Origin of the sequence: Sulfurospirillum multivorans DSM 12446 (assembly GCF_000568815.1) — a bacterium.
Classification (GTDB): domain Bacteria; phylum Campylobacterota; class Campylobacteria; order Campylobacterales; family Sulfurospirillaceae; genus Sulfurospirillum; species Sulfurospirillum multivorans.
The window spans coordinates 1,636,509-1,659,141 of the sequence record NZ_CP007201.1; the positions used below are offsets into that span (position 1 = coordinate 1,636,509).

Genomic DNA, 22,633 nt, shown 5'->3' on the forward strand with positions numbered 1-22,633 from the left:
AAAAAACGGAAAGAACATGCACGTCAATGTTGTCTTAAACAAAACCACTTCAAAAGATTACAGTGTCATTATTGGCCCATTAGAAAAACTCGTCTTTGAGACCAAAGTGATGATAATCACCAACTCCACAGTAGCAGCACTTCACCTCTCAAACCTTCAAGCACGCATCGAGGCGAAAGAGCTTCATACGCTCATTCTTCCTGATGGCGAAATGTATAAAAATTTTGAGAGCTTAAACCTCATTTTAAACGCCTGCTTTGAGCACCGATTGGATCGCAAATCCATTTTGATCGCTTTTGGCGGTGGCGTCATTGGCGATATGACAGGTTTTGCCGCTTCAATCTATCAGCGAGGCATTGATTTTATTCAGATTCCTACCACGCTTTTAGCCCAAGTCGATGCCAGTGTAGGTGGCAAAACGGGCATTAACAACGACTATGGCAAAAACCTTATTGGCTCATTTTGGCAACCACGCGCCGTGTATTGTGATAGCGCATTTCTTAAAACTTTGCCCAAACGTGAATTTGCAGCGGGTGTGGCGGAGATCATCAAAATGGCAGTCACGTTTGATAAAGCCTTTTTTGAGTGGTTGGAAAGCCATGATCTGTTTGATGAAGATAATATCAAGATGGCGATTCATAAAAGTATCTCCATTAAAGCTGACGTCGTTTCACAAGACGAGACAGAGCAGGGCATACGCGCGGTGTTAAACTACGGACACACGTTTGCGCATGTCATCGAGAACCAAACCCATTACACGACTTACTTGCACGGTGAAGCTGTTGCAATTGGAATCATGATGGCAAATGCCCTCGCCCAAAAACTAGGGCTTTTAAGCCACGAAGAGGTGTTGCGCATTCAAGCACTTCTTGAGCGTTATGCGCTTCCAACTCACTATGCCATCGATGATTTAGAGACATTTTACGATGCCTTTTTCTTAGACAAAAAAAGTGCCAACGATAAAATCACCTTTATTTTAGCCAAGGGAATTGGCGGTCATGTGATGCGAAACAATATCCCAAAAGAGACCGTTCTTGAAGCGCTAAAGGATCTTAATGCCTAAAAAAATCCTGTGGCTTATTTTTCTTACATGTAACCTTCTTTTAGCCGAAACCAACACGACATCCAAGCTTGAAGATAGCATCAAAACCGAAGCACTGCGCCAAAAAATCACGGCAATTGATGAAGCGATTAAAGACAACTTGTGGTTTAAGCGCTATGGCAACTACTTAAGTTACCAAAAGCTCATCGAAGAGCTCTCTACCGTTGATGCTGAAGTCAAAAAAATCAAAAATGCGAAAGATAAAGCCTCGATTGAAAAACGCGAACGATTGGTGAGTAAACAAGAGTCGCTTGAAAAACAGATCGAGCTGTTGCAGGAGTTTAAAAACTCACCGTTTAGCAAGATGGTTGAATCCATTGAGCTGGAGAGTTACCCTAAAATCACCAACCCTTTTGCGATTATTTCAGCGCTTTCATACATTAAAAAAATCAAACAAGAGAGTGCTGACTACCATGCGCGCATCGATCGTTTGGACTTTTTGGTTGGAAAACTTAGAGAAAAACTCGCGTTAATTGAAGAGATCAACCAGATCGAGCCGATCATCACGAACGAAGATATGGCGTATGAAGCGCAAAAAGAGCTTAACGCGTTTATCGCCGCGCAAGAGATTGCGAGTACGAGTTACTCTTTACATGTAAAGAAAGTGGACGAGGCAAGCATTCGCATTACCCAAGACATTACGTTGCAAATGAAACGGGCGTTCAACATCGGTATTTTCATTATCGTGGTCATTGTCATCACGCTTTTACTCAAATTTGTTGCCAAACGTTACATCAAAGACAATGAGCGTTTTTACACCGCCAATAAGATCATCAATTTTCTTAACGTCACGCTGATTTTGCTGATTTTGCTCTTTTCGTACATCGAGAATGTCTCCTACCTTGTCACCGTTGTAGGATTTGCCTCTGCGGGTATCGCGATTGCGATGAAAGACTGGTTTATGAGCATCTTAGGATGGATGGTCATTATTTTTGGTGGTAGTTTTCATGTGGGAGATCGCATCAAAGTCAAAAAAGATGGGCTCTCGTATGTGGGCGACATCATCGATATTTCACTGCTTCGTATGACGTTACTTGAAGATATTACGCTCACATCGTACATGGAAAACACACGTTCAGGAAGGGTTTTTTTTATTCCCAATAACCTTATATTTTCCTCCGTCATTTCCAACTACACCCATGGCACGATGCGTACGGTTTGGAATGGCATTAACATCTACATCACGTTTGATTCCAACCACAAAAAAGCGGTGCATTTAGCGCGCGAAATCACGAAAAAATACGCCAAAGGCTACACCGACATTGCGCGAAAACAGCTCAACTTACTGCGCAATCAGTACAGCCTTAAAAACACCAATGTCGAGCCTCGCATCTTCTCATTTGTCGAGGCACAAGGATTTTGTATCAACTGCTGGTACATGACCAATTCGTATGCCGCGCTTTCCCTTCGTGGTACCATTGGTTGCGAAATCATCGATGCGTTTAATCAAGAAGAGGACATCACGATCGCTTACCAAACACAAAATATCAATATAGCTCAGCAACAACGCCCCTCATCTCCACCAGATGAGCCAAAGAGTCCTGATGAAAAAAGTCTTTTTTAAAACCTTCGGGTGTCGCACCAACATCTACGACACCCAAGTCATGATGGCAAATCTGAGCGATTTTGAAGTAACCGAAGTTGAAAGCGAAGCGCAGATCATCGTGGTTAACTCCTGTACGGTGACCAATGGTGCGGACACGGGTGTGCGAAGCTACATCAACCACGCGACGAAAGAGGGCAAAAAAGTCATCATTGCAGGGTGTGGCGCGATCAGCAAAGGGGAGAGTCTCTTTAGCCAAAACAAGGTGTTTGGCGTTATGGGACACTCCGAAAAAGCGCAGATCAACACACTTCTAAAACAAGAGAGCCCATTTTACGAAATCGGCGATCTAACCTCTTTAGATGAGACGATCGTTCACGAATACACGGGCAAAACCAAAGCGTTTATCAAGATTCAAGAGGGGTGCAATTTTAGATGTTCTTACTGCATCATTCCCTACGTCAGAGGCAATGCCAGAAGTCAAGATGAAGCCAAGATCATCGAACAAGTGCAAAAACTCGCCCTCAATGGCTACGGTGAATTTGTGCTCACGGGTACGAACATCGGCAGCTACGGCAAAGACAAAAGCAGTTCCCTTGGAAAACTCGTCCAACGTTTAGGCGCCATTCGAGGAGTTCGTCGTATTCGTTTGGGAAGCATAGAGCCTGTGCAGATCGATGAGAGTTTTCGTGAGATTTTAAGCGAGCCGTGGTTAGAGCGCCATTTACATGTAGCGCTTCAACATACTTCTGAGCGTATGCTAGAACTGATGCGAAGGCGCAATAACGTCAAACGTGACTTGGAGCTTTTCCACGAACTCAGTGAGCGTGGCTTTGCACTTGGAACCGATTTTATTACAGGGCATCCAGGCGAAAGTGACGAGATTTGGCAAGAAGCCTACACAACGTTGGAGCAGTTTCCACTGACTCATCTGCACGCATTTACCTACTCCAAACGCGATGGAACGCCCTCAAGTACGATGAAACCAGAGGTCAAAGGCGATGTGGCGAAAGAGCGCCTCAAGAGCATCGAAACGCTTGTAGAGTCGAAAAACATTACTTTTAGGCAAAAAAAGAGTGAAATACCTTTAAATATCCTCGTCGAAGAGCACAAAGACGACCACTACATCGGTTACGACCAGTTTTTCAATAAAGTCATCATCCAAAGCAATCGCGACTTGCTTAAAGAGTGGGTTACGATCGAAAACTACGAGATTCAACAGGAGGCGAACTATGCGCACTTTTAAGTCCCCAAAACTGATGCTCTCCCTTATGGCGCTGAGCATTTTTGCGGTACTGCTCGCTTTTGGGTATTTACGCATTACGCCAAAGATCATTGATCTACCGACGTATCACGCACTTTTGGACAGCGGAAGCATCAAAAAAGCCAAAGTCGAAGAGAACGAAGTGTTTCTTTATGGGATTAATGACGAGTTTGTCATCATCAAAGACGGCATCGACATCGAAGCACTTCTTAAAAAAGTGCCCATCGAAGTGCAACGCTCCCATCCATTTTTTGAAGATCTGATCATTTTAGGTATGCTTGGAAGTCTGCTTTTTGCACTTGTTTTTTATGCACGCAAAAAACGCGCAGAAGATCTCAAAAAAGAGCAAGAGACCAGCCAAAAAGCCTATGCTTCGTACGATCCATTTATGAGTAGCATCATCCGACCCGTAAGAGCAAACGTGAGCTTCAAGGACGTTGCGGGCATTCAAGATGTCAAAGAAGAACTCGAAGAGATCGTGGATTTTCTCAAAAATCCTGCACGCTACAAACGCTATGGCATCACGCTTCCTAAAGGTGTGCTTTTAGTAGGCCCTCCAGGTGTGGGTAAAACGATGATCGCCAAAGCCGTCGCAGGCGAGGCGAGTGTGCCTTTTTTCTACCAAAGTGGCGCAACCTTTGTACAGATTTACGTGGGAATGGGCGCAAAGAGAGTCAAAGAGCTCTTTTCACAAGCCAAAGCCAACGCTCCTTCCATCATCTTCATCGACGAGATCGACGCTGTAGGACGCGCGCGTGGTGGCATGCGAAACGACGAGCGTGAATCCACACTCAATCAACTACTGACTGAAATGGATGGCTTTGAAGACAGCAGTGGCGTCATCGTCATCGCCGCGACCAATAAAATCGACATCATCGATGAAGCACTGCTTCGCTCAGGCAGATTTGATCGACGTATCTTCATCTCGCTTCCCGATAAAAGCGATCGCTTAGAAATATTAAAAGCCTACATGCGCAACAAACCGACCGAAGTGGACTTAGAAGCGCTCGCCAATATGAGCGTTGGTTTTAGTGGTGCAGCACTGGCAACCTTTGTCAACGAAGCCGCTATCAACGCGCTTCGACGAGGTTCCACCATCTTAGAACTGGGCGACTTCGTGGCAGTGCGTCAAAAAGTGCTCATGGGAAAGAAAAAAGTACTCAGTTTCTCCGACGAAGAGAAGAAAATCCAAGCGCTCTACCAAGCCGCAAAAGCGCTGTGTGCGTACTGGTTTGAGATAGACTTTGACAAAATCACCATCGTCAATGACCGCCTCAAAGACATCGACCGTGAGATCGAGTCTAAAACGCAAATGCTCTCCAAAATCAAGGTCTATCTAGCAGGTATGGTTGCAACCAAACTGGCGTACAATGAAAAATTTACCAACGCCACCGAAGATTTAGAGCGTGCTACCACCATAGCCAAAGAGATGGTCGAAGTCTATGGCATGGGCGAAAAGCTTATACCGTATGACAATGATGTTTTGATCATCCTAGAAAACGCCCAAAAAGAGCTCGAACACTTTCTAGAAGGGATGAATGCCATTTTAGAGAAAATATCGCATGAACTCTATACGGTGGAGAGCATCTCCAAAGTGCGTCTTAAAGCCATCATCGATGAAGTTCTTTAGTGGATTTTGCCTTGCAAACGAGCAAGAACTCTTTACTCCGTATCTAAACCAAAGCGATTTCACCGTCGCTGGGTTTAGTTACGGAGCCATCAAAGCATTCGAATACGCCCTTACATGTAAAGAGCGCATCGACACCCTCCAACTCTTCTCACCCGCCTTTTTCGGGGACAAAAACGCAAAATTTAAAAAACTTCAAACGCTCTCCTTTTCCAAAAACAGTGACCTTTATACACAAAATTTTATGCGAAATTGTGTGTATCCATCCACGTTTGATATACAATCATTTTTTCAAAAAGGAAATCTTGAAGAGCTGAATGAGCTTTTGAACTACACATGGGAAAAGGAGCGTTTACGCACTTTGCAAGAGCGAGGCATGAACATCGAAGTCTATGTTGGCGAATGTGACACCATCATTGATGCTTTACATGTAAAAGATTTTTTCGTACCTTACGCAAGCGTTTACTACCTCAAACGAGTAGGGCACATCTTAAAATGATGCAACCTTTAGATGAAGCCGCCGTTTTAAAACGCTTACACGAGCCTTCTCCTCGTGCTTTTTTCCTTCTGTTCTACACCAACCAATGCAGTCAATGCAAAATCGCCCGCGCAAGAGTAGAACGAGTGATGCAAAAAAGTAAGTTTGAAGTGGATTTTTTCAGATGTAATCTCGATGAAGCTCCCGCAGTAGCCGAATATTTTAACATGCGCTCTGTACCCGTTTGTATGACATACAACCAAAAAGGCGAGCAGCAAAGGGTTGAATACGGTCTAAAATCTGAGGCCGTTTATGAGAGTATGGTATTGGGAGTTAATACGCAAAAAGGCGACCCGAAGTCTCGGTTGTTGGGGTTTTAGGGGTATGATGATGTTTTTACATGTAAAAAAATTCTGACCCTATTTTTCTATTTTTATTTCTTTAATGCAACAAAATATTTGATAAATTACCCTACAGCTAATTTGTTTCTCAATCTCAATGTTAGGATAGTAAAAAATGGTTATTAATTCAGAAAGAAAATATTCATCAATTGAATCACAAATTGATGAAGAATTTATGCATATTTCAGATTTCATATGGAAAAGTAACTACTTAATATTAGAAGAGAAAAAACGTGAAAAAGAAATATATAGTATGTATGAAGAAGCTGCCATTGATATGATAACTGCAAACCTTAGATGGGAATATGAATCATTCAAGATAAATAAAATTTTTCCTTATCTTACTAATGTTAGTAATTTATTCACACTAATCTCAATTCTTGAACATAACTTATTAAAGCTTGCAAAAGAACTAGAAAGTAGAGATAGTTCCTTACTAATAAGTGATATCAGAGGAGTAGGAATTAATAAACTTTTTGAATACTTTAAAAAGAAAAATATTAATCTAGAAAAAGTAACTTTGTTTAAACAAATACAAGCATCAATAAAAATTAGAAATTGTTTTTTTCATGCAAGTGGTGTTATTTCATGGTCAAAAGATGATATCGAATTAAAAAATATTGTAAAGAATAAACTTTATTTTGATCAAGAGTTTAGAGAAAAGCCAAATATAAAGAATAATAAAGAGTGGATAATTTCAATAGTTAAATCAGACTATGGTCAACAATTACAATTAACTCATAAATACACATTTATTTTATCAAGTTATATTAAAGATTTTTTAAAGGAGTTATGCCGTGTTTTGTCTGAAAAATATGTAGTATAACAGGAACAGATTACTTTAAATCTTTAACTAAAGAAAATAATATAAAAAGTAGCCTCTCATCACTCAAACCAAACCCCCGAAATCAACTCATAAGATTTTATTCTATCCTCTGGGTTATAGATCATAGAGTTTATCATCACTTCATTCGCACCCGTTCGCTTAATAAGGCTTTCAAGTTTTTCTTTCACAAATTCGGGCGTTCCCCAGATGGACTCACGTGTTTTATGTCGTATGCTCTTCTCTTCCCACGGTTCCCATAAACGACTCATATCGTGTGTTGGCTTACTTAACGGACTATTATCACCACGTTGGAGATGAAGAAACTTTTGAAGTTCTGTTGTCGCTAAGTAGTGTGCTTGTTCCGTTGTTTCGGCACAGACGACATTAATGCAGATGATGATATAAGGCTCTTTTAACGAGGAAGAGGGTTTAAAGTTTGCACGATAGAGTTTTATGGCATCTTCCATGGCATCAGGTGCAAAGTGTGATGCAAATGCAAAAGGCAATCCCTTTTCTGCCGCTAATTGCGCGCTAAACGTGCTCGAGCCAAGCAACCAGATGGGGATGTCGAGTCCGTATCCAGGGACTGCTTTGATCCCTTTTGTGCCTGCACGATCTGATAAAAAGTATTGCAACTGTTCAAGCATCAGAGGAAAGTCTGAGCCGTCATTGTTTATGTCACGTCTAAGGGCAAGCATGGTTTGTCTATCGGTTCCTGGAGCTCTTCCTAAACCCAAATCTATTCTATGTGTATATAAAGACTCTAACGTTCCAAATTGCTCAGCAATAACGAGTGGTGCATGGTTTGGTAGCATGATTCCACCTGAGCCTATTCTGATCGTTTGAGTTTTTGCTCCAATGTAACTTAATACGACCGATGTTGCGGCACTAGCAATTCCGCTAAAATTGTGATGTTCTGCTACCCAATACCGTCTATATCCAAACGCTTCAACCCCTTGGGCTAGTTTTGTGCTGTTTTCGATGGCTTGAGCTATGGTGAAGCCTTCTCCTACGGGAATTAAATCTAAAACCGATAATGGTATTTTTGGACTATTCATGTTTTTCTCCATTTAAAAGCATCGCGTCTAAACATTTCTCTCACTATAGTCAAATAAGATTAAGAATAACATTACCTAAAGATAGAACGTTTGCGCCTTCAGGAAGAGAAGAGGGCTAAACTTTTGACCTTTACATGTAAAGAAAAAATAGCTCATCTTCACTCACTACAGATTAGGCTGTGGGAACAGTCCCACCATCAATCACATATTCCATGCCCGTTATGGATGCGGCACGAGGGGAGACCAGAAACGTGATGAGATCAGCCACTTCTTGCGTCCGAGCGGGGCGACCAAGTGGAATGCCACCTAAGGCGTCCATGATAATCTTTTTTCCACCTTCGTAATCAGTCTTGGCTTGATCCGCGAGCCGTTCGGCAAGTTGAATAGCCGCCTCGGTCTCAACCCACCCTGGAGAGACACGCACCACGCGGATACCTTTTGGCGTAATCTCTTTAGAGAGACTTTTACTGTAAGTGGATAACGCCGCCTTTGCCGCCGCATAAGCGGTTGTTGATTCGGGTAATGGCAGTTCGTGTTGTATGGATGTCACATGAATGATAACACCTGAGCCTTGCGCAATCATAGAGGGAATTAAACCTCTGTCAATGCGCACAGCAGGCATCAGATTTTGATTGATCGCGGCATCCCATTCACCGTCATTGAGAGCTAAAAATCCGCCGCCTGGGGCGTTCGAACCACCGAGGACATTGACAATGACGTCAACGCCTCCGAGGCGGTCAAGAACAGCTTTTGTAACGGTTTGACATCCCTCTGCGCTCGTAAGATCTGCCGCTATGTAGATGATGTCAGAAGGTGCCGTGTCAGGGATCGAACGTGCCGTTGCAACGACCGTCATACCAGCATCATGCAATGACTCAACGACGGCCGCACCAATCCCTTTTGTGCCACCTGTCACAAGAGCCCTGAGTCCCGTGAGTTCAAGGTCGAAGCTCATAGGATGACTTCTAGGGACGCTATTTTAGTGCCCTCTAAGGTAAAGAAATAGCGAAGGTCAACGGGGCTACCAGGAAAGTTACCTTCAACGCGACTCGTGACCATTGTTATACCATCTTTTTCTTCGCATGCGAAGGGCACACACGTGTAGGTATATTTCGCTGAAGAATCTATTTTCCATTGTTTGATGGCGGCTAAACCATTGTAGGTGTTGCCTTCATCTTTTACTACGGCGTTGTCAGTGAAACATTTGCCAACAGTCTCACTATCACCTCTGTCTGCGGTGAAATAGTCGTCGATGGGTTGTGGAAGATTGAGAGACTTATTCATAATTTTAGTTCCTTTCTCGTTCGTAGATGTGCCAAATGGCTGTATCCATTATACAAACGATAACTGGACTACATTATGTCATGTTATAAATTTTCTCTGATATTTTTTAAAAATTTTCTCTGATTGCCTATACATTTCATCACGAATGTGTTGCGGTTCAACCACTTCTAAATCATCTCCAAAAGAGAGCAGATAGCGCATCAGCCACTTATTATCTGGTAAAACTGTCTCTATCCTTAACGAACCGTCTTCATTTTTGCTGATACTTTCCTCATTGAACTCTTCATACGCCTTATATGCACCATCGTGAGAAATTTTCAATTTGATAGTGATCCATTGTTCATGCCCGTTATCTTGAGGCTCTTCATTCTGTTCAGCACGTTTGGTAAAACATTCTTGTGTGACACCAATACTTGATATGCGTGAAATCTTAAATGTTCTATAGCTATTTTTAGATAAGCAAAACCCATAAAGATACCACGCATTGACCTTATACACAAGCTTTATAGGTTCAATCTTTCGTCTGCTTTTTTCTCCAAAGCCGTTTATATAGTCAAATTCGATGATCAAACTGCCAAGAATGGCATCTTTAAGAGTGGTAAATTGAGATATTTGATTTTGATTGCTCCCCCAAGGAGAAAAGTCAACCTCAATCCAATTTACCCCATTTTTTTTAAATAAACCACTTAACCTTGAAAGTACCTTATCGTCTTCTAAATGATGCGTTATGCTCAAGCTCTGCAAGGCATACAGTATTTCGTTTTGTTCCTTGTCTGAAAGAACAGATTTGTTCAGTACATAACCATCTGTTATTCCTATACCGCCACCTTTTCCACGACTCGCATAGATAGGTATCCCCGCGGAAGAGAGCGTGTTGACGTCACGATAGATTGTTCTGATGGAAACCTCAAAATGCTCAGATAGTTCGCTCGCCGTTATTGTTTTTTTATCCAGAAGGATATAGACAATTTCAAATAATCGATTGATTTGCATTCTTTTCCTTCAATTTCTTTACATGTAAAGATAGAAACACGATAAAATATAAAAATAGTCTATCCTCATTATTTTATCGAAAACGCCAAGGAATCCTCCTCATGAATGCAACACCAAGCGATTCCAGAGAGCTGTTTGCCCTCAACAAACCAAAGGGCTATCTAGTCACACGCTCTGACGATCTTGGGCGAAAAACCGTTTATGATCTTTTGCCTGAGTGGGCTTTTAAGGAGGGATGGATGCCCATCGGACGGCTTGATCTTGAATCAAAAGGGCTTTTACTCTTTACGACCAACAGCAAAATAAACCACGCATTGACCACGCCTAAAAATTGCATCAAGGTCTATGAGATTTGGGTGAGAGGTCATGTGAGCGATGAGCATATCGCAGAAGCATTAAAAGGGGTGGAAAGCCCGCAAGGGTTACTGAAAGCGCTTGAAGTCGTAAAAATGGGCATGGGAGGTGCTAAAACAAAACTCAGGATTATCATTGACGAGGGGAAAAATCGGCATATCCGCAGACTGTTTGGAGCACTGAAAGACCCAAAATTTGGCACGCCTTTAAAGGTCTTAGAATTGTGTAGAATCAGCATTGGCAGCTTTAAACTCGATATTAAAAGTGCTCAGTGGCGTTTTCTCTCCGTTGAAGAAGAAAAACTGCTCATTAAAAATCTTGATTAATACAAAGCGTTACATGTAAACATTTTATGACTCAAAAGTCTTTACATGTAAAGACAAAAATAGCTTTTTTCACCAACCCTTATTTTCCAAAATCAGACTCAATATTTTATCTCCATCAAGCATAAAAGGATTACAATGGCGTCATGTCAACGAGATAGAAAGGATTTTTCATGAATGACAACATTGCGATGTACTTTGCTAAGCTTTTAGCCGAAGTAGGGATTAAGAGAATATGGGGAATTACAGGTGATTCTTTAAATGGATTGAGTGATAGTTTGAAAAAATTGGGACAAATTGAGTGGATGGGAACGCGTCATGAAGAAACAGCAGCTTTTGCGGCGGGTGCTGATGCGAAAGTGAGTGGTAAAATCGCCGTTTGTGCAGGCTCTTCAGGGCCTGGAAATTTGCATCTGATTAACGGTCTTTTTGATTGTCACCGAAATGGCGTGCCTATTTTGGCGATCGCTTCGCATATACCTTCGAGTGAAATCGGAAGTGGGTATTTTCAAGAGACGCATCCTGAAAATTTATTTAAAGAGTGCAGTGTTTATTGTGAGTTGGTCTCGACTCCTGAGCAGATGCCTTATATTTTAGAAACAGCTATCAGACAAGCCATCTTAAAAAAAGGGGTTAGTGTCATCGTCATACCAGGGGATATTTTGCTTCGCCCTATGCCAAAAGATGCCAAATATTTGTGGAGCGAACCGCGTTTTCCAAAGGTGATACCAAGCAGTGAGGACATCAACGAACTTGCAAAAATTTTAAATGACAATCAAAAAGTAACATTCCTGTGTGGGGCAGGGTGCAGTGATGCCCATAATGAAGTGATGCAGCTTGCAAAACTTCTGGGCGCTCCCGTTGTCCATGCACTCGGAGGCAAAGACTCCATGGAAGGAAACAACCCAAATAGCGTCGGCATGACAGGACTCATCGGGTATGAATCGGGTTATTATGCGATGGAAAGCTCCGATGTTTTGCTCATTTTAGGCTCAGCATTTCCATATAAAGCGTTTTACCCACAAAAGGCAAAAATCGTTCAAATCGACATCAAACCTGAAGCGCTAGGAAGACACACCCAAATCAATCTAGGAATGGTGGGCGATATAAAATCGAGCTTGGAACTTTTAGTGCCCAAAATCAAACAAAAAGAGAATGACACCTTTTTAAAAAGTGCCTTGGAACACTATAAAACAACGGTTGAAAAGTTTGATAAATTAGCCAGTGGAGACAGCAAAGAGGGGTTGATTCACCCACAATATTTGACAAAACTGCTTAACACCTATGCGAGTGATGACGCGATATTTACATGCGATGTCGGCACACCTACGGTTTGGGCGGCGCGGTATATAAGCATGAATGGAAAGCGAAAACTGATCGGTTCGTTCAGTCACGGTTCCATGGCAAATGCCCTTCCACAAGCCATCGGCGCAAAAGTGAGCAGTCCTGAGAAACAAGTCATTGCCTTGTGTGGCGATGGCGGTTTTGCGATGCTCATGGGCGATATATTGACACTGACTCAGCATAACATCAAAGCAAAAATCGTGATTTACGATAACAGTTCATTAGGATTTGTCGCCATGGAGATGAAAGCAGGTGGCTACTGGTATGACAACACAGAATTAACCAATCCAGACTTTGCCGCAATCGCCAATGCCGCTGGCATTAAAGGCATGAGAGTCGAAAAACCTGAAGATTTGGAAGAGCGCGTCAAAGAGTTCCTTGCCTATGATGGCGCCGCTTTGCTTGATGTAACCATAGCAAAACAAGAATTGGCAATGCCTCCAAAAATCTCTTTTGAAAATGCAAAAGGGTTCGGCATCTACATGTTAAGAGCGATTATTAATGGCAAAGGCGATGAATTGATCGAAGTGGCAAGAGAGAATTTGATACGATAAAATTGATTAAAGGTGACAGGTTCTTATATCTTGTCACCTTTTTTACGCTTAGAATTTTACGACACTCAATGACCTTTTTTTTCTCTTCATTTCAATTTGCATTAACCTAAGTCAAGATAAAATTTCGCTCGAAATATGTTCAGGTGATTCATTTTCACTAAGAAATTTAACGTGATTTTGGGGTGTCGCCAAGCGGTAAGGCTCTGGTTTCTGGTACCAGCATTCAGGGGTTCGAATCCCTTCACCCCATCCACTTTTTTACTTCAAACAAACCTTATTAAACGCTCACAATATTTTACATGTAAAGCGATTCTCACTTGCTATAATAGTGTATCTTAAAAAATAGGGCGATGTGATGTTAGAGTATCAAGCGATTCTTGACGAAATTTTGCATGAGATCACGCCATATTTAGGTGAGGGAAGGGTGGCTTCGTACATTCCTGAGCTTGCGCGCGTTGAGCCTAGTTCCTTTGCGATGTCGCTTATGTGCGTTGATGGAAGAGAGTTTCATGTGGGAGCGTATGAAAAACGCTTTTCGATTCAGAGTATTTCCAAGCTTTTTACGCTCACTTTGGCGATGCAATTAGCGAATGATTCGCTTTGGGAGCGCATCGGTAAAGAGCCTTCGGGCACGCCTTTTAATTCACTCGTCCAGCTCGAATACGAACATGGCATCCCCCGCAATCCTTTTATCAATGCAGGCGCCCTTGTCGTCACCGATGTCATTTTAAGCCACCTTCAAGACGCGCACCAGAGTGTTTTGGAGTTTATTCGCACACTGTGCGCAAAAGATGACATCAATTTTGATTTTAGCGTGGCAAAGTCCGAGGCACAAACAGGTTTTCGCAACCACGCCATGGCAAACTTTCTCAAAAGCTTTAACAACCTAGAACATGAACCCTCACGTGTGCTGAATGCCTACTTTCATCACTGCTCCATCGCCATGAATACCCAAGAATTAGCCAAATCGGCACTCTTTTTAGCCAACGGCGGCATTCAACATTGGAGCAATACACCCATCTTAAACGCACGCCAAACCAAGCGCATCAACGCGCTTATGCTAACCTGTGGCACGTACGACTCAGTCGGAGATTTCCGTGTGGGATTGCCCGCCAAAAGTGGCGTCGGAGGAGGCATCTTAGCCACACTCCCTGGCAAATTCAGCCTCTGCGTCTGGTCGCCACGGCTCAATGAAAAAGGCAACTCGTTTGCAGGCACGAAAGCGTTAGAGCTTTTTACCACTAAAACGAAGCTTTCGATCTTTTAGTGGTTTGATTTTTGATACAATAATTTGGTGAAAGTAAGAAAAAAATCTTTACATGTAAATAAAATTAAAATTCAGCCTTAACTCTTCTGGAGACTTATACTATGCACAGCTTTACCGAACTTGTAAATAGATGCGCAATCTTTACCCTTAAAACCTTAAGTGATACGAACGAACGAACCATTGAAGCGTTACAAACGAATGGCGCTACTTCTTTAGTAAAAACTCTTCAGATGATACAGCTACAAAAAGTGATTTTGGCAGTCGGTATGTTCTCTATTTTTGAAGCTAACTTGCAAGAAGGGTTAGATTGTACCGATGGATTTGGAGAGGCTAAAAAAATCTTAGACAATGAAGGGAAAACAGATCTGAAAGAGTGCTTTGATAATCTTATTCTAGCTATCAACGTACTCAAACATGGACGCGGTCGCAGTTATGATACGCTCATAGCAAAGGCTAATACGTTACCTTTCAGAATAAAACTACCTGACGAATTTTTCTTTTCCGAAGGTGACGTATCGGAGGTATCGACATTGATTGAAGTTAACGATATGTTCGTCCAGCATTGTGGCAAAGTAATTAATGATGTGTCCAGAGCAATTCGTCAAATACGTCCAGAGTTCATATAAGATCAACCAAAGTAAAAAAGAACTAAACTTTTAATTTTGCCTCTTATAACTCTCTCTTTACATATAACCCCAACCAAACCTTCGGGCTTACCCCATACCACTTCTTAAACGCCCGTAAAAAGGGGCTGGGTTCGGCGTAGCCTAGGTAGGACGCGATGGTGGGGGTGTCCAGTCCTTTTTGGAGGTAGTGTGTTGCTAGCTTTTGACGTACTTCACCTAAAAGCGCTACAAAACTGACTCCTTCTTCTTTGAGCTTTTTTTGAAGGGTTCGTGGGTGCATGCCGATTTTGCGTGCTACGCTCTCTAATGAGACGTCGAGCTCTCCTGTGGCGATGAGAATGTAACCTAAGACTTGATCTTTGAGGCTTCCGTGTACGCTCATTCCCAAACTTTGTTCCGCCTCTTTTTCAAAGACGCTGAGCAGATACGGATTGTCATAACTGGTTTGCATCGCCAATTGTGTTTTATCAAAAAAGAGGGCGTTTTCGACCTCATCAAAGAGAATTGTCTCACCAAATATGCTCTGATAGGCTTTTACATGTAAAGGTTTTGCATGCCGAAAAGTTGTCTGTTTTGGGAAAATAGGATTGGGGATGATTTTGTTAATGAGATGGAGCAGGGCACTTAAATGAATCTCGGCACTGTACTTTTCAAGATGCGTCATCTCTCCCTCTTTGTGAATGAAAAGCGTGAGTTTTGCCCCTTCTTTTTCAGCCACAAAAAGAGGTTTGAGCGTTTTTCCGATGAGCGGATAGTAACGACACAACTTAATGATCGCCTCTTCAACCGTGCGCGAATGCAGCATCAAATAGCCCAAAACACCCAGATTACTAGGCGTAACGGACTCGGCAAATTTAAAGAGTAATCCCGCATCGCCTGAGCGTGCGATCGCTTCTTCGATCAGTTCATGAAGATACGACGCTCTGATCTTACCACCTTTTACATGTAAGGATTGCAGAGTGATGTCGCGCGCCTTCATAAACGCTGTTGCATCATACGCATAGTTCTTGGTTAAAAAAGAGAGAATCACCAAAAACGCTTCCGCAGGAGCCTGCTTAAAGTCATCGAGTCGCAAAATGTCATCCCTTGAGTCGTAAAATGTCACTGGAAATTTCTGGGCAGATTATATACTAACGAGCATTAACCCTGCTTAATAAGGAACCAAAATGGATACCTACAGCGTTGTACTCGCATTTCACGTTATCTCCATCGCGACATGGATGATCATGCTTGTGTATCTTCCCAAACTCTTTGTCTACCACATCACGGCAACCCATGATGCACAGGCACAAATTGCCGTACAAGAGAGCAGTCTTTACAAAGTGGGAACCATTGCGATGATCTTATCGATCAAGTTTGGGCTTATCTTACTCTACCTCAATCCTTATCTGCTCAAAAGTGGAGGGTGGTTGCATCTAAAGCTTACGTTGGCGGCATGTATGGTCGTTTATCACTTTACATGTAAGAAATTCATCACGCAATTTACCAAAGAGGGCGTCTCTCAAAACCTGCTCTTTTTCAGGGTTTTTCGAGTGATTCCTGAGATTACGACAGCACTCATTATACTTCTTACGATCATCAAGCCATTTTAAAAAATGGCTTGAAATTCCATTGACAATCTTCTTTAAAAAATGTAGTATTTCAAAAATGAATGACCGTCAGTCATTATTGAAAGGGAGTAGATGGCACGTATTATAGACAAAGAAGAAAAACGACTCGATATTGCCAGCGCATCGATTGAATTATTTGCACGAAAAGGCATTGCACAGACCAGCATCGAAGAGATTGCCAAAAGTGCGGGTGTTGCCAAAGGAACGATCTATCTCTACTTTAAAAATAAAGAGGAGATTATTTTTGCTATTTGGGACATGTTAGCCTCACGTCACCAAGAGACATTTCAAGCACGTATTACCGAAACAATGAGCGCTAAAGAGAAAATCTTGGAGCTTTTTAATTTCAGTGAATGCAAAGAAGAACACGACAAAGAAGACCTCTTGACCCTTTACCAACACTTCCTAAGTACCATGCTCATTGATAAAACAGGGCTTTACACCAATTATTTTGCAACGATTTGTCAAAGAGATTACGACATTATCTTTCAGTGTATTCAAGAGGGTATTGCCAAAGGAGAGCTTGAAGTACACGATGTGGACAAACTCACCAATACCATTATTATTTTCATGGAAGGTGTTGTCATTCGATCCAAAATGAACAATTTTAATTTTGAACAAACACAATTACATTTAACCCAACATATTGCCTTTTTACTCGATCAATACCTAAGGAAAGAACCATGCAAAAACTAACCCTTTTATGCCTCTTTCCACTGTTTGTTTTTGCGGGAAATTTACCTGAACTCGTAAGCCTTGCAGAACAAAACAAACACGTGGAAGCTTCACGTTATAGCTTAGAAGCGGCAAAAGAAAAAGAGTATGCCACGAAAAGTGGTTATATGCCCAGCCTCAGTTTAGGGGCAAATCAAACCTACAACCAAGAAGAGAGCATACTTTATCCAGAGCGTAGCAGGACAGGTTCTGCCACACTCTCCTTTACCATTTACGATGGTGGGAAGCGTGAAGCACTGTTTGACCAACAACAAGCCCTTGTTAAATCCGCTACGTTTTCACTCTCATCGGTGCAAAATGATGTCTCTTTGAACGTCATCTATTATTATTACAACTACATCAGCACACTGGCTAGCAGAGAATCAACCTTGCAAAAGATGGAACAGCTTGAAGCGGAGCGTTACCGACTTGACAAATACCTCTCTGTTGGCAGTGCAACCGCCGATGAGCTTCAAAAGATCATCTCAACCATCGAGCAAACCAAGGTCGATCTTTTAACCCTAGACAACACGCTCAATAACATCTCAAACACCCTTGAATACCTCACAGGTAAAGAGGTAAGTGTAGAATCAGGCTCTATCATAGCCTTTCAAGAAGGAAAAGTGGAAGATGCCACACGTTTTGATATTTTGGCATTAGAACAGAGTGCGCAAAGTGCCAAAGCCGAAGCCAACGTCGCCAAAGCGCCACATCTTCCAACCATCAAAATAGAAGACACCTACTCACGTTTTAAATACGACTACGCCAACCCTGCATGGGACTCAAACGCCGATCGTCAAAACACCGTGCAACTTTCCATGCAATGGAAGATTTTTGACTTTGGTTCCACTTCCGCGAGTTATCAAGCGGCACAAAAGACGTACCTTTCCAAAAACAGTGATTTGGCGTATGAAAAAGCCAAAGCCAAAGCGAGTTTTAAAAGTGCTCAAAACAGCTATAAAACAGCGCTTGCAAAAATTGAAGCAGCTCATGCAAAACTCACCGCATCTGAAATGACCTACGAACTCGTCAAAAAGAAATTTCAACAAGGTATCGTCAACAACGTCACGTATCTTGACGCCCTTAGCGATAAATTCAATGCCAAATCCCAGCTTCAAACAGCCTTGAATGAAGTGGAATACCAAAAAGCCGTCTTACTCTACGAAATGGGTAAAGAGATAAAAGGAGCCATCCAATGAAAAAAATTTTAATCACTACTCTGTTTATGTTTCAAGCCCTCATTGCAGGGGAAGTTTATGCAACGTTTGATGTTGTCAGCGAGAAAAGTTCCGAGCTTGGTCTTTCCATTTCAGGCGTTGTAGGTGCTTTACATGTAAACGTTGGCGACCGTGTCAAAAAAGGTGATTTGCTCCTTGCTTTAAATAATGCACAAGAGAAAAATGAGTATGAAAGTGCTCGTAAAAATGCAGAACATTCGGTTAAAACATACGAACGCTACGCCAAGATAGCAGATGTCATCGACAAAGAGAAGATGGAAAATTACCTCTATGATAGAGACATTCAGCTCTTGAACGCCCAAAACAAAGAGATTATCTTCAAAAAAACAGAACTTCGCGCTCCGTATGATTTGGTGGTGAGTAAGAAAAACACGGAACTTGGCAACATCGTCCTAGGTTCACAAACCAAACTTTTGAGCGTTGAAAGTACCCACGATGTCAAGCTTGTGCTTAAATTCGATGAAAAGTACTGGACCCAAATCAAAGTAGGGCAAAAATTTACCTATAAAGTTGATGGTAGCGATAAAAAACATGAAGGGGTCATCAGTAAAATCTACCCAACCATTATAGCCAGTACGCGTGAAATGCAAGCCGAAGTCAAAGCGGTCGATCTGATGCCAGGTCTATTTGGCAACGGCACGATCAGTGTGGAATAAGCAATGTATAAATTAGCGATCAACCGTCCCATTACGACCCTAATGGGGGTTTTAACCTTCATCGTCTTTGGTTTGATGTCCTACAACACGATGCCCATCAACCTTTACCCTAATGTTGACTTTCCAATTGTCACGGTTCAGACTATTTACAATGGCGCTGATCCTTCCACGGTCGAGACCAAAGTCACCGACAAGATCGAAGAAGCAGTTTCTGGCGTGGATGGCATCGACAAGCTTATGTCGACCAGTTATGAAGGCTTTAGTGTTGTTACGATTCAGTTTAAGCTGACCAAAAATATCGATATCGCAACCAACGATGTCCGCGATAAAATCGGCGCACTCAATCTTCCCAGTGAAGTTGAAAAACCTGTGGTTAAAAAACTCGGTGCAACGGGTGGTGTTATAAACCTTTTTGTGGCGAGTGATGGTAAAAATGACATCGCTTTGATGCGGCTTGCCGATGAAAAGCTCAAACCAAAACTCCAGAGGGTTAAAGGTGTCGGTGAAGTCAACATCATCGGTTTTCAAGAGCGCGAAATTCGCATCTTTCTTGATCCTTTTTTGCTGAACAAATACAACCTCAGTGCCTCCGATCTTAGTGGCATTGTTTCGGTGCAAAATGTGAAGCAAGGTGCTGGAAAGATGATCAACAAAGATCAAGAGATCATCATCAAAGCTGAAGGCGACGCGGAAAATATTCAAGAGATTGAGAATCTTTTGGTCAAACCAGGCGTTCGTCTCAAAGATATAGCAACTATCGTCGATGGGCTCAGCGATGCGAAAAGTTTTTCTTCCTACAACGGACAAAGAGGGGTTACGCTCGAAGTTAAAAAAATCGCAGGTGAAAATGTGCTCAACATCATCACAGGCGTTAAAAAAATCATGCCTGATTTGCAGCTTCTTGCAGGGAAAAGCAACGAAATTAAGATATTGCAAGATCAGTCTGAAAAAATTATGGTCAACATCGACAATGTACGCTTTGACCTTATTTTTGGTGCTTTTTTATCGATTATCATCGTTTTTGCCTTTTTACGCAATGTAACGGCTACAATTGTCTCCGCACTTGCCATTCCTACGTCGGTCATTGGTACGTTTGCGATTATGAACGCGTTAGGATACGATCTTAACCGTCTGACACTCATTGGTCTCACCCTTGCCATTGGTATCTTCATCGATGACGCGATCGTTGTGATTGAAAATATTATGAAAAAGATGGAAGAGGGCATGAAACCTTTTGAAGCCTCGTTTGAGGGTATTAAAGAGGTGGCATTTTCCATTTTGGCGATCTCTTCCGTACTTTTAGCGGTATTTATTCCTGTCGCGTTTATGGATGGCATCGTGGGTATGTTCTTTAACTCCTTTGCGATGACCGTGGCTTCGGGTATTGTCATCTCGTATCTGGTGGCGGTTATGTTTGTTCCCTCTATTGCAGCGCGTCTTTTAAATGCCAAAGAGAGTAAATTTTACCATGCCACAGAGCCCATCTTAAAAGCAGTCGATAAAGGGTATGTGGCACTTTTAAAACCACTGCTTCGCTTTAAAACGCTGACGGTTTTGGTAACATTTGGATTTTTGATTGCCTCGATGACACTCAAAGTGGGCATGGACTTTCTTCCGATGCAAGACAACAGCGAATTTCAGATCACCATTAAAGGTCCTGTAGGTATCAATCTTGAGACAATGAAACAAAAAGTGATTCCGATTGATGAGATGCTTAAAGGAGATGCTTCTATCGAATATTCTATTGTCTCTATTGGGTATGATTCTGCGCAAAGTATCCATAAGGCACGTATTTACGTGAAGCTAAAACCGGTTAAAGAGCGCACGATTTCACAACTTACGCTGATCGAGCAGTACCGCAACAAGATGAAAAATGCCAAAGATTTGGTTATTGCAGTTGAAAAAGTCGATGATTTCAACACAGGTGGCACCACCGCACCGCTGCAAATCGTTCTCACGGGTGATCGTTTTGAAGTCTTGGATGAAACGTCTACGAAACTGATGGAGTTTTTAAAATCCAATCCGGGCATTGTCGATGTCGATCAAGACTACGAGAGTGGCAAGCCTGAGATGAAAATAAGCATACTTAGGGAAAATGCCCAAAGAGTCGGCGTGAGTGTCAAAGAGATCGCCGCTGTTTTAGGCTCAGCGTACTCAAGCGATAGCGCCATCTCGTACTATGAGGACAATGGCAAGCAATTTGACATTACGATTCGTTTTAGGGATGATTTTAGAATGTCGTTGGAAGATATGAAAAAACTTCAAGTCAAAAATGCGAATGGCGATTTTGTGGCACTTGAAGGGTTGATCGCCTTTGAAGAGAGTTTAGGCACAGCGTCCATTAACCGTTTTGATCGTGAACGAAAAATCTTAATTACCGCCAATATCGTAGGAACATCTCTCGATAAAGTCGTTGCGCTTGTCGAAGAGAAGATGAAAGAGATCTTACCAGAGGGCTATCACTACCGTTTTACGGGCGATGTTGAAAACATGAATGACACAGCAACAGCCTTTGGTGCCGCGGTTCTTTTGGCGGTTATTTTGATCTATTTGATCTTAGCCGCACTCTATGAGTCACTGATTCAGCCTTTTATCATTATGATCTCTATGCCACTTTCGTTAACGGGTATTATGGTGGCGCTTTATTTAAGCGGGTATACGTTCAGTCTTTTTGTTATGATTGGTATTATCTTGCTTTTGGGAATGGTGGGGAAAAATGCCATTTTGGTGGTTGACTTTGCAAACCGTGCGATCAAAGAGGGCAAAGCGATCGATGAAGCACTGTTAGAAGCGGGCGAAAAACGTCTTCGACCGATTTTGATGACCACCTTTGCGATGATCGGCGCGATGATGCCACTCGCTTTTGGCAGTGGAGCAGGGCATGAAGCCAACGCACCAATGGCACTTGCCATTATCGGTGGACTTTTAAGTTCGACTGTTTTAACCTTACTGGTCGTTCCTGCCATCTATAAGTTTATGTATCCAATGGATGCGTGGCTTCGTAAATGGTACGAAAAAGGTACGATTTAAACGTTACATGTAAAGGGGTGAAATTCCCCTTTACGCCTTATTTATTGCGTTTGCGATCTTTCTTGACTTGCTTCGCTTTGGCTTTTGCTTTGGCTTTTTGAGCATCGCTCGGTTTTGCTTTATCCGAGTTTACCGCTCCAACATTGGTCTGTTTTCCCTCGTAAGGAACGGTATGCTTTTGGAGTGTTGCTAGACCTGCAAGTTTGTAACCATTTTCCATTTTAACGCTATTGTTGAGTAATCCACCCATACTATGTCCTTCATGATAATTAAATGTGATTGGAGAAAAATCGTTGAGAGTTTCGTAACGATAAGCGCTATTATACTTTATCCTTGCTTTA

General features: G+C 42.2%; 22 protein-coding genes and 1 tRNA gene. 17 read left to right on the forward strand and 6 right to left on the reverse strand.

Features of this window, described 5'->3' with window-relative positions; all coding sequences use genetic code 11:
- Positions 1-16: 16 nt before the first annotated feature.
- The 7 genes from aroB (at position 17) to SMUL_RS08425 (ending at position 7,241) form a co-directional block, all read left to right on the forward strand.
- Positions 17-1,063 (forward strand): 3-dehydroquinate synthase, encoded by a 1,047-nt coding sequence (aroB, locus tag SMUL_RS08395; protein ID WP_025344817.1) that lies wholly within the window; start codon positions 17-19, stop codon positions 1,061-1,063.
- Positions 1,056-2,666, forward strand: coding sequence for a mechanosensitive ion channel domain-containing protein (locus tag SMUL_RS08400; protein ID WP_025344818.1), 1,611 nt, complete (start codon positions 1,056-1,058; stop codon positions 2,664-2,666). Before aroB ends, SMUL_RS08400 begins: the two co-directional genes overlap by 8 nt.
- A complete protein-coding gene (mtaB, locus tag SMUL_RS08405; protein ID WP_025344819.1) occupies positions 2,647-3,891 on the forward strand; it encodes a tRNA (N(6)-L-threonylcarbamoyladenosine(37)-C(2))-methylthiotransferase MtaB in 1,245 nt (414 codons plus the stop codon). The genes SMUL_RS08400 and mtaB overlap by 20 nt, the downstream gene beginning before the upstream one ends.
- Positions 3,878-5,539, forward strand: a complete 1,662-nt coding sequence (locus SMUL_RS08410) for an AAA family ATPase (protein WP_025344820.1) — start codon at positions 3,878-3,880, stop codon at positions 5,537-5,539. Before mtaB ends, SMUL_RS08410 begins: the two co-directional genes overlap by 14 nt.
- Positions 5,526-6,035 carry a pimelyl-ACP methyl ester esterase BioV gene (gene bioV / locus SMUL_RS08415; RefSeq protein WP_025344821.1) on the forward strand — a complete coding sequence of 170 codons (510 nt, stop codon included), beginning with the start codon at positions 5,526-5,528 and terminating at the stop codon, positions 6,033-6,035. Before SMUL_RS08410 ends, bioV begins: the two co-directional genes overlap by 14 nt.
- Entirely contained in the window at positions 6,032-6,394 is a 363-nt protein-coding gene (locus tag SMUL_RS08420; protein WP_025344822.1) for a thioredoxin domain-containing protein, read from the forward strand. The genes bioV and SMUL_RS08420 overlap by 4 nt, the downstream gene beginning before the upstream one ends.
- 136 nt (positions 6,395-6,530) lie before the next feature.
- Positions 6,531-7,241, forward strand: a complete 711-nt coding sequence (locus SMUL_RS08425; RefSeq protein ID WP_025344823.1) for a hypothetical protein — start codon at positions 6,531-6,533, stop codon at positions 7,239-7,241.
- A gap of 59 nt (positions 7,242-7,300) precedes the next feature.
- On the opposite strand, the gene SMUL_RS08430 is transcribed toward SMUL_RS08425, so the two are convergent.
- The 4 genes from SMUL_RS08430 to SMUL_RS08445 all read right to left on the reverse strand — a co-directional run bounded on the left by SMUL_RS08430 (position 7,301) and on the right by SMUL_RS08445 (position 10,576).
- A complete protein-coding gene (locus SMUL_RS08430) occupies positions 7,301-8,299 on the reverse strand; it encodes an LLM class flavin-dependent oxidoreductase (protein WP_025344824.1) in 999 nt (332 codons plus the stop codon).
- A gap of 172 nt (positions 8,300-8,471) precedes the next feature.
- The gene (locus SMUL_RS08435; RefSeq protein ID WP_025344825.1) at positions 8,472-9,254 is read right to left on the reverse strand and encodes an SDR family oxidoreductase; all 783 of its coding nucleotides are present in this window, start codon (positions 9,252-9,254) and stop codon (positions 8,472-8,474) included.
- Positions 9,251-9,583, reverse strand: coding sequence for a nuclear transport factor 2 family protein (locus tag SMUL_RS08440; RefSeq protein ID WP_025344826.1), 333 nt, complete (start codon positions 9,581-9,583; stop codon positions 9,251-9,253). The genes SMUL_RS08435 and SMUL_RS08440 overlap by 4 nt, the downstream gene beginning before the upstream one ends.
- Positions 9,584-9,661: 78 nt before the next feature.
- A complete protein-coding gene (locus SMUL_RS08445; RefSeq protein ID WP_025344827.1) occupies positions 9,662-10,576 on the reverse strand; it encodes a helix-turn-helix transcriptional regulator in 915 nt (304 codons plus the stop codon).
- Between the two features lie 101 nt (positions 10,577-10,677).
- Between SMUL_RS08445 and SMUL_RS08450 the strand changes: the two genes are divergently transcribed.
- From SMUL_RS08450 to SMUL_RS08470, 5 genes are all read left to right on the forward strand, one after another.
- Complete coding sequence (locus tag SMUL_RS08450) at positions 10,678-11,256, forward strand: pseudouridine synthase (protein ID WP_025344828.1); 579 nt, start codon at positions 10,678-10,680, stop codon at positions 11,254-11,256.
- A gap of 170 nt (positions 11,257-11,426) precedes the next feature.
- The gene (gene poxB, locus SMUL_RS08455; protein ID WP_025344829.1) at positions 11,427-13,151 is read left to right on the forward strand and encodes a ubiquinone-dependent pyruvate dehydrogenase; all 1,725 of its coding nucleotides are present in this window, start codon (positions 11,427-11,429) and stop codon (positions 13,149-13,151) included.
- Positions 13,152-13,329: 178 nt separating this feature from the next.
- Positions 13,330-13,404: transfer RNA gene (locus tag SMUL_RS08460), tRNA-Gln, on the forward strand.
- A 102-nt stretch (positions 13,405-13,506) separates the two neighbouring features.
- Entirely contained in the window at positions 13,507-14,418 is a 912-nt protein-coding gene (locus SMUL_RS08465) for a glutaminase (protein WP_025344830.1), read from the forward strand.
- 101 nt (positions 14,419-14,519) lie between these two features.
- Positions 14,520-15,044 carry a hypothetical protein gene (locus tag SMUL_RS08470; RefSeq protein ID WP_025344831.1) on the forward strand — a complete coding sequence of 175 codons (525 nt, stop codon included), beginning with the start codon at positions 14,520-14,522 and terminating at the stop codon, positions 15,042-15,044.
- A gap of 43 nt (positions 15,045-15,087) precedes the next feature.
- Here the strand turns inward: SMUL_RS08470 and SMUL_RS08475 are convergent, their stop codons facing one another.
- Positions 15,088-16,119: an AraC family transcriptional regulator gene (locus SMUL_RS08475; protein ID WP_025344832.1), complete on the reverse strand. Its 1,032-nt coding sequence runs from the start codon at positions 16,117-16,119 to the stop codon at positions 15,088-15,090.
- 91 nt (positions 16,120-16,210) lie between these two features.
- Here SMUL_RS08475 and SMUL_RS08480 point away from each other — a divergent pair, with 91 nt between their 5' ends.
- The 5 genes from SMUL_RS08480 (at position 16,211) to SMUL_RS08500 (ending at position 22,292) form a co-directional block, all read left to right on the forward strand.
- A complete protein-coding gene (locus SMUL_RS08480) occupies positions 16,211-16,636 on the forward strand; it encodes a CopD family protein (RefSeq protein WP_025344833.1) in 426 nt (141 codons plus the stop codon).
- 90 nt (positions 16,637-16,726) lie between these two features.
- Entirely contained in the window at positions 16,727-17,350 is a 624-nt protein-coding gene (locus SMUL_RS08485) for a TetR/AcrR family transcriptional regulator (protein WP_025344834.1), read from the forward strand.
- Complete coding sequence (locus SMUL_RS08490) at positions 17,338-18,567, forward strand: TolC family protein (protein WP_025344835.1); 1,230 nt, start codon at positions 17,338-17,340, stop codon at positions 18,565-18,567. The genes SMUL_RS08485 and SMUL_RS08490 overlap by 13 nt, the downstream gene beginning before the upstream one ends.
- Positions 18,564-19,262 (forward strand): efflux RND transporter periplasmic adaptor subunit, encoded by a 699-nt coding sequence (locus SMUL_RS08495; protein WP_025344836.1) that lies wholly within the window; start codon positions 18,564-18,566, stop codon positions 19,260-19,262. Before SMUL_RS08490 ends, SMUL_RS08495 begins: the two co-directional genes overlap by 4 nt.
- A gap of 3 nt (positions 19,263-19,265) precedes the next feature.
- A complete protein-coding gene (locus SMUL_RS08500) occupies positions 19,266-22,292 on the forward strand; it encodes an efflux RND transporter permease subunit (RefSeq protein ID WP_025344837.1) in 3,027 nt (1,008 codons plus the stop codon).
- A 37-nt stretch (positions 22,293-22,329) separates the two neighbouring features.
- On the opposite strand, the gene SMUL_RS08505 is transcribed toward SMUL_RS08500, so the two are convergent.
- Complete coding sequence (locus SMUL_RS08505; RefSeq protein ID WP_025344838.1) at positions 22,330-22,542, reverse strand: hypothetical protein; 213 nt, start codon at positions 22,540-22,542, stop codon at positions 22,330-22,332.
- Between the last annotated feature and the right edge of the window lie 91 nt (positions 22,543-22,633).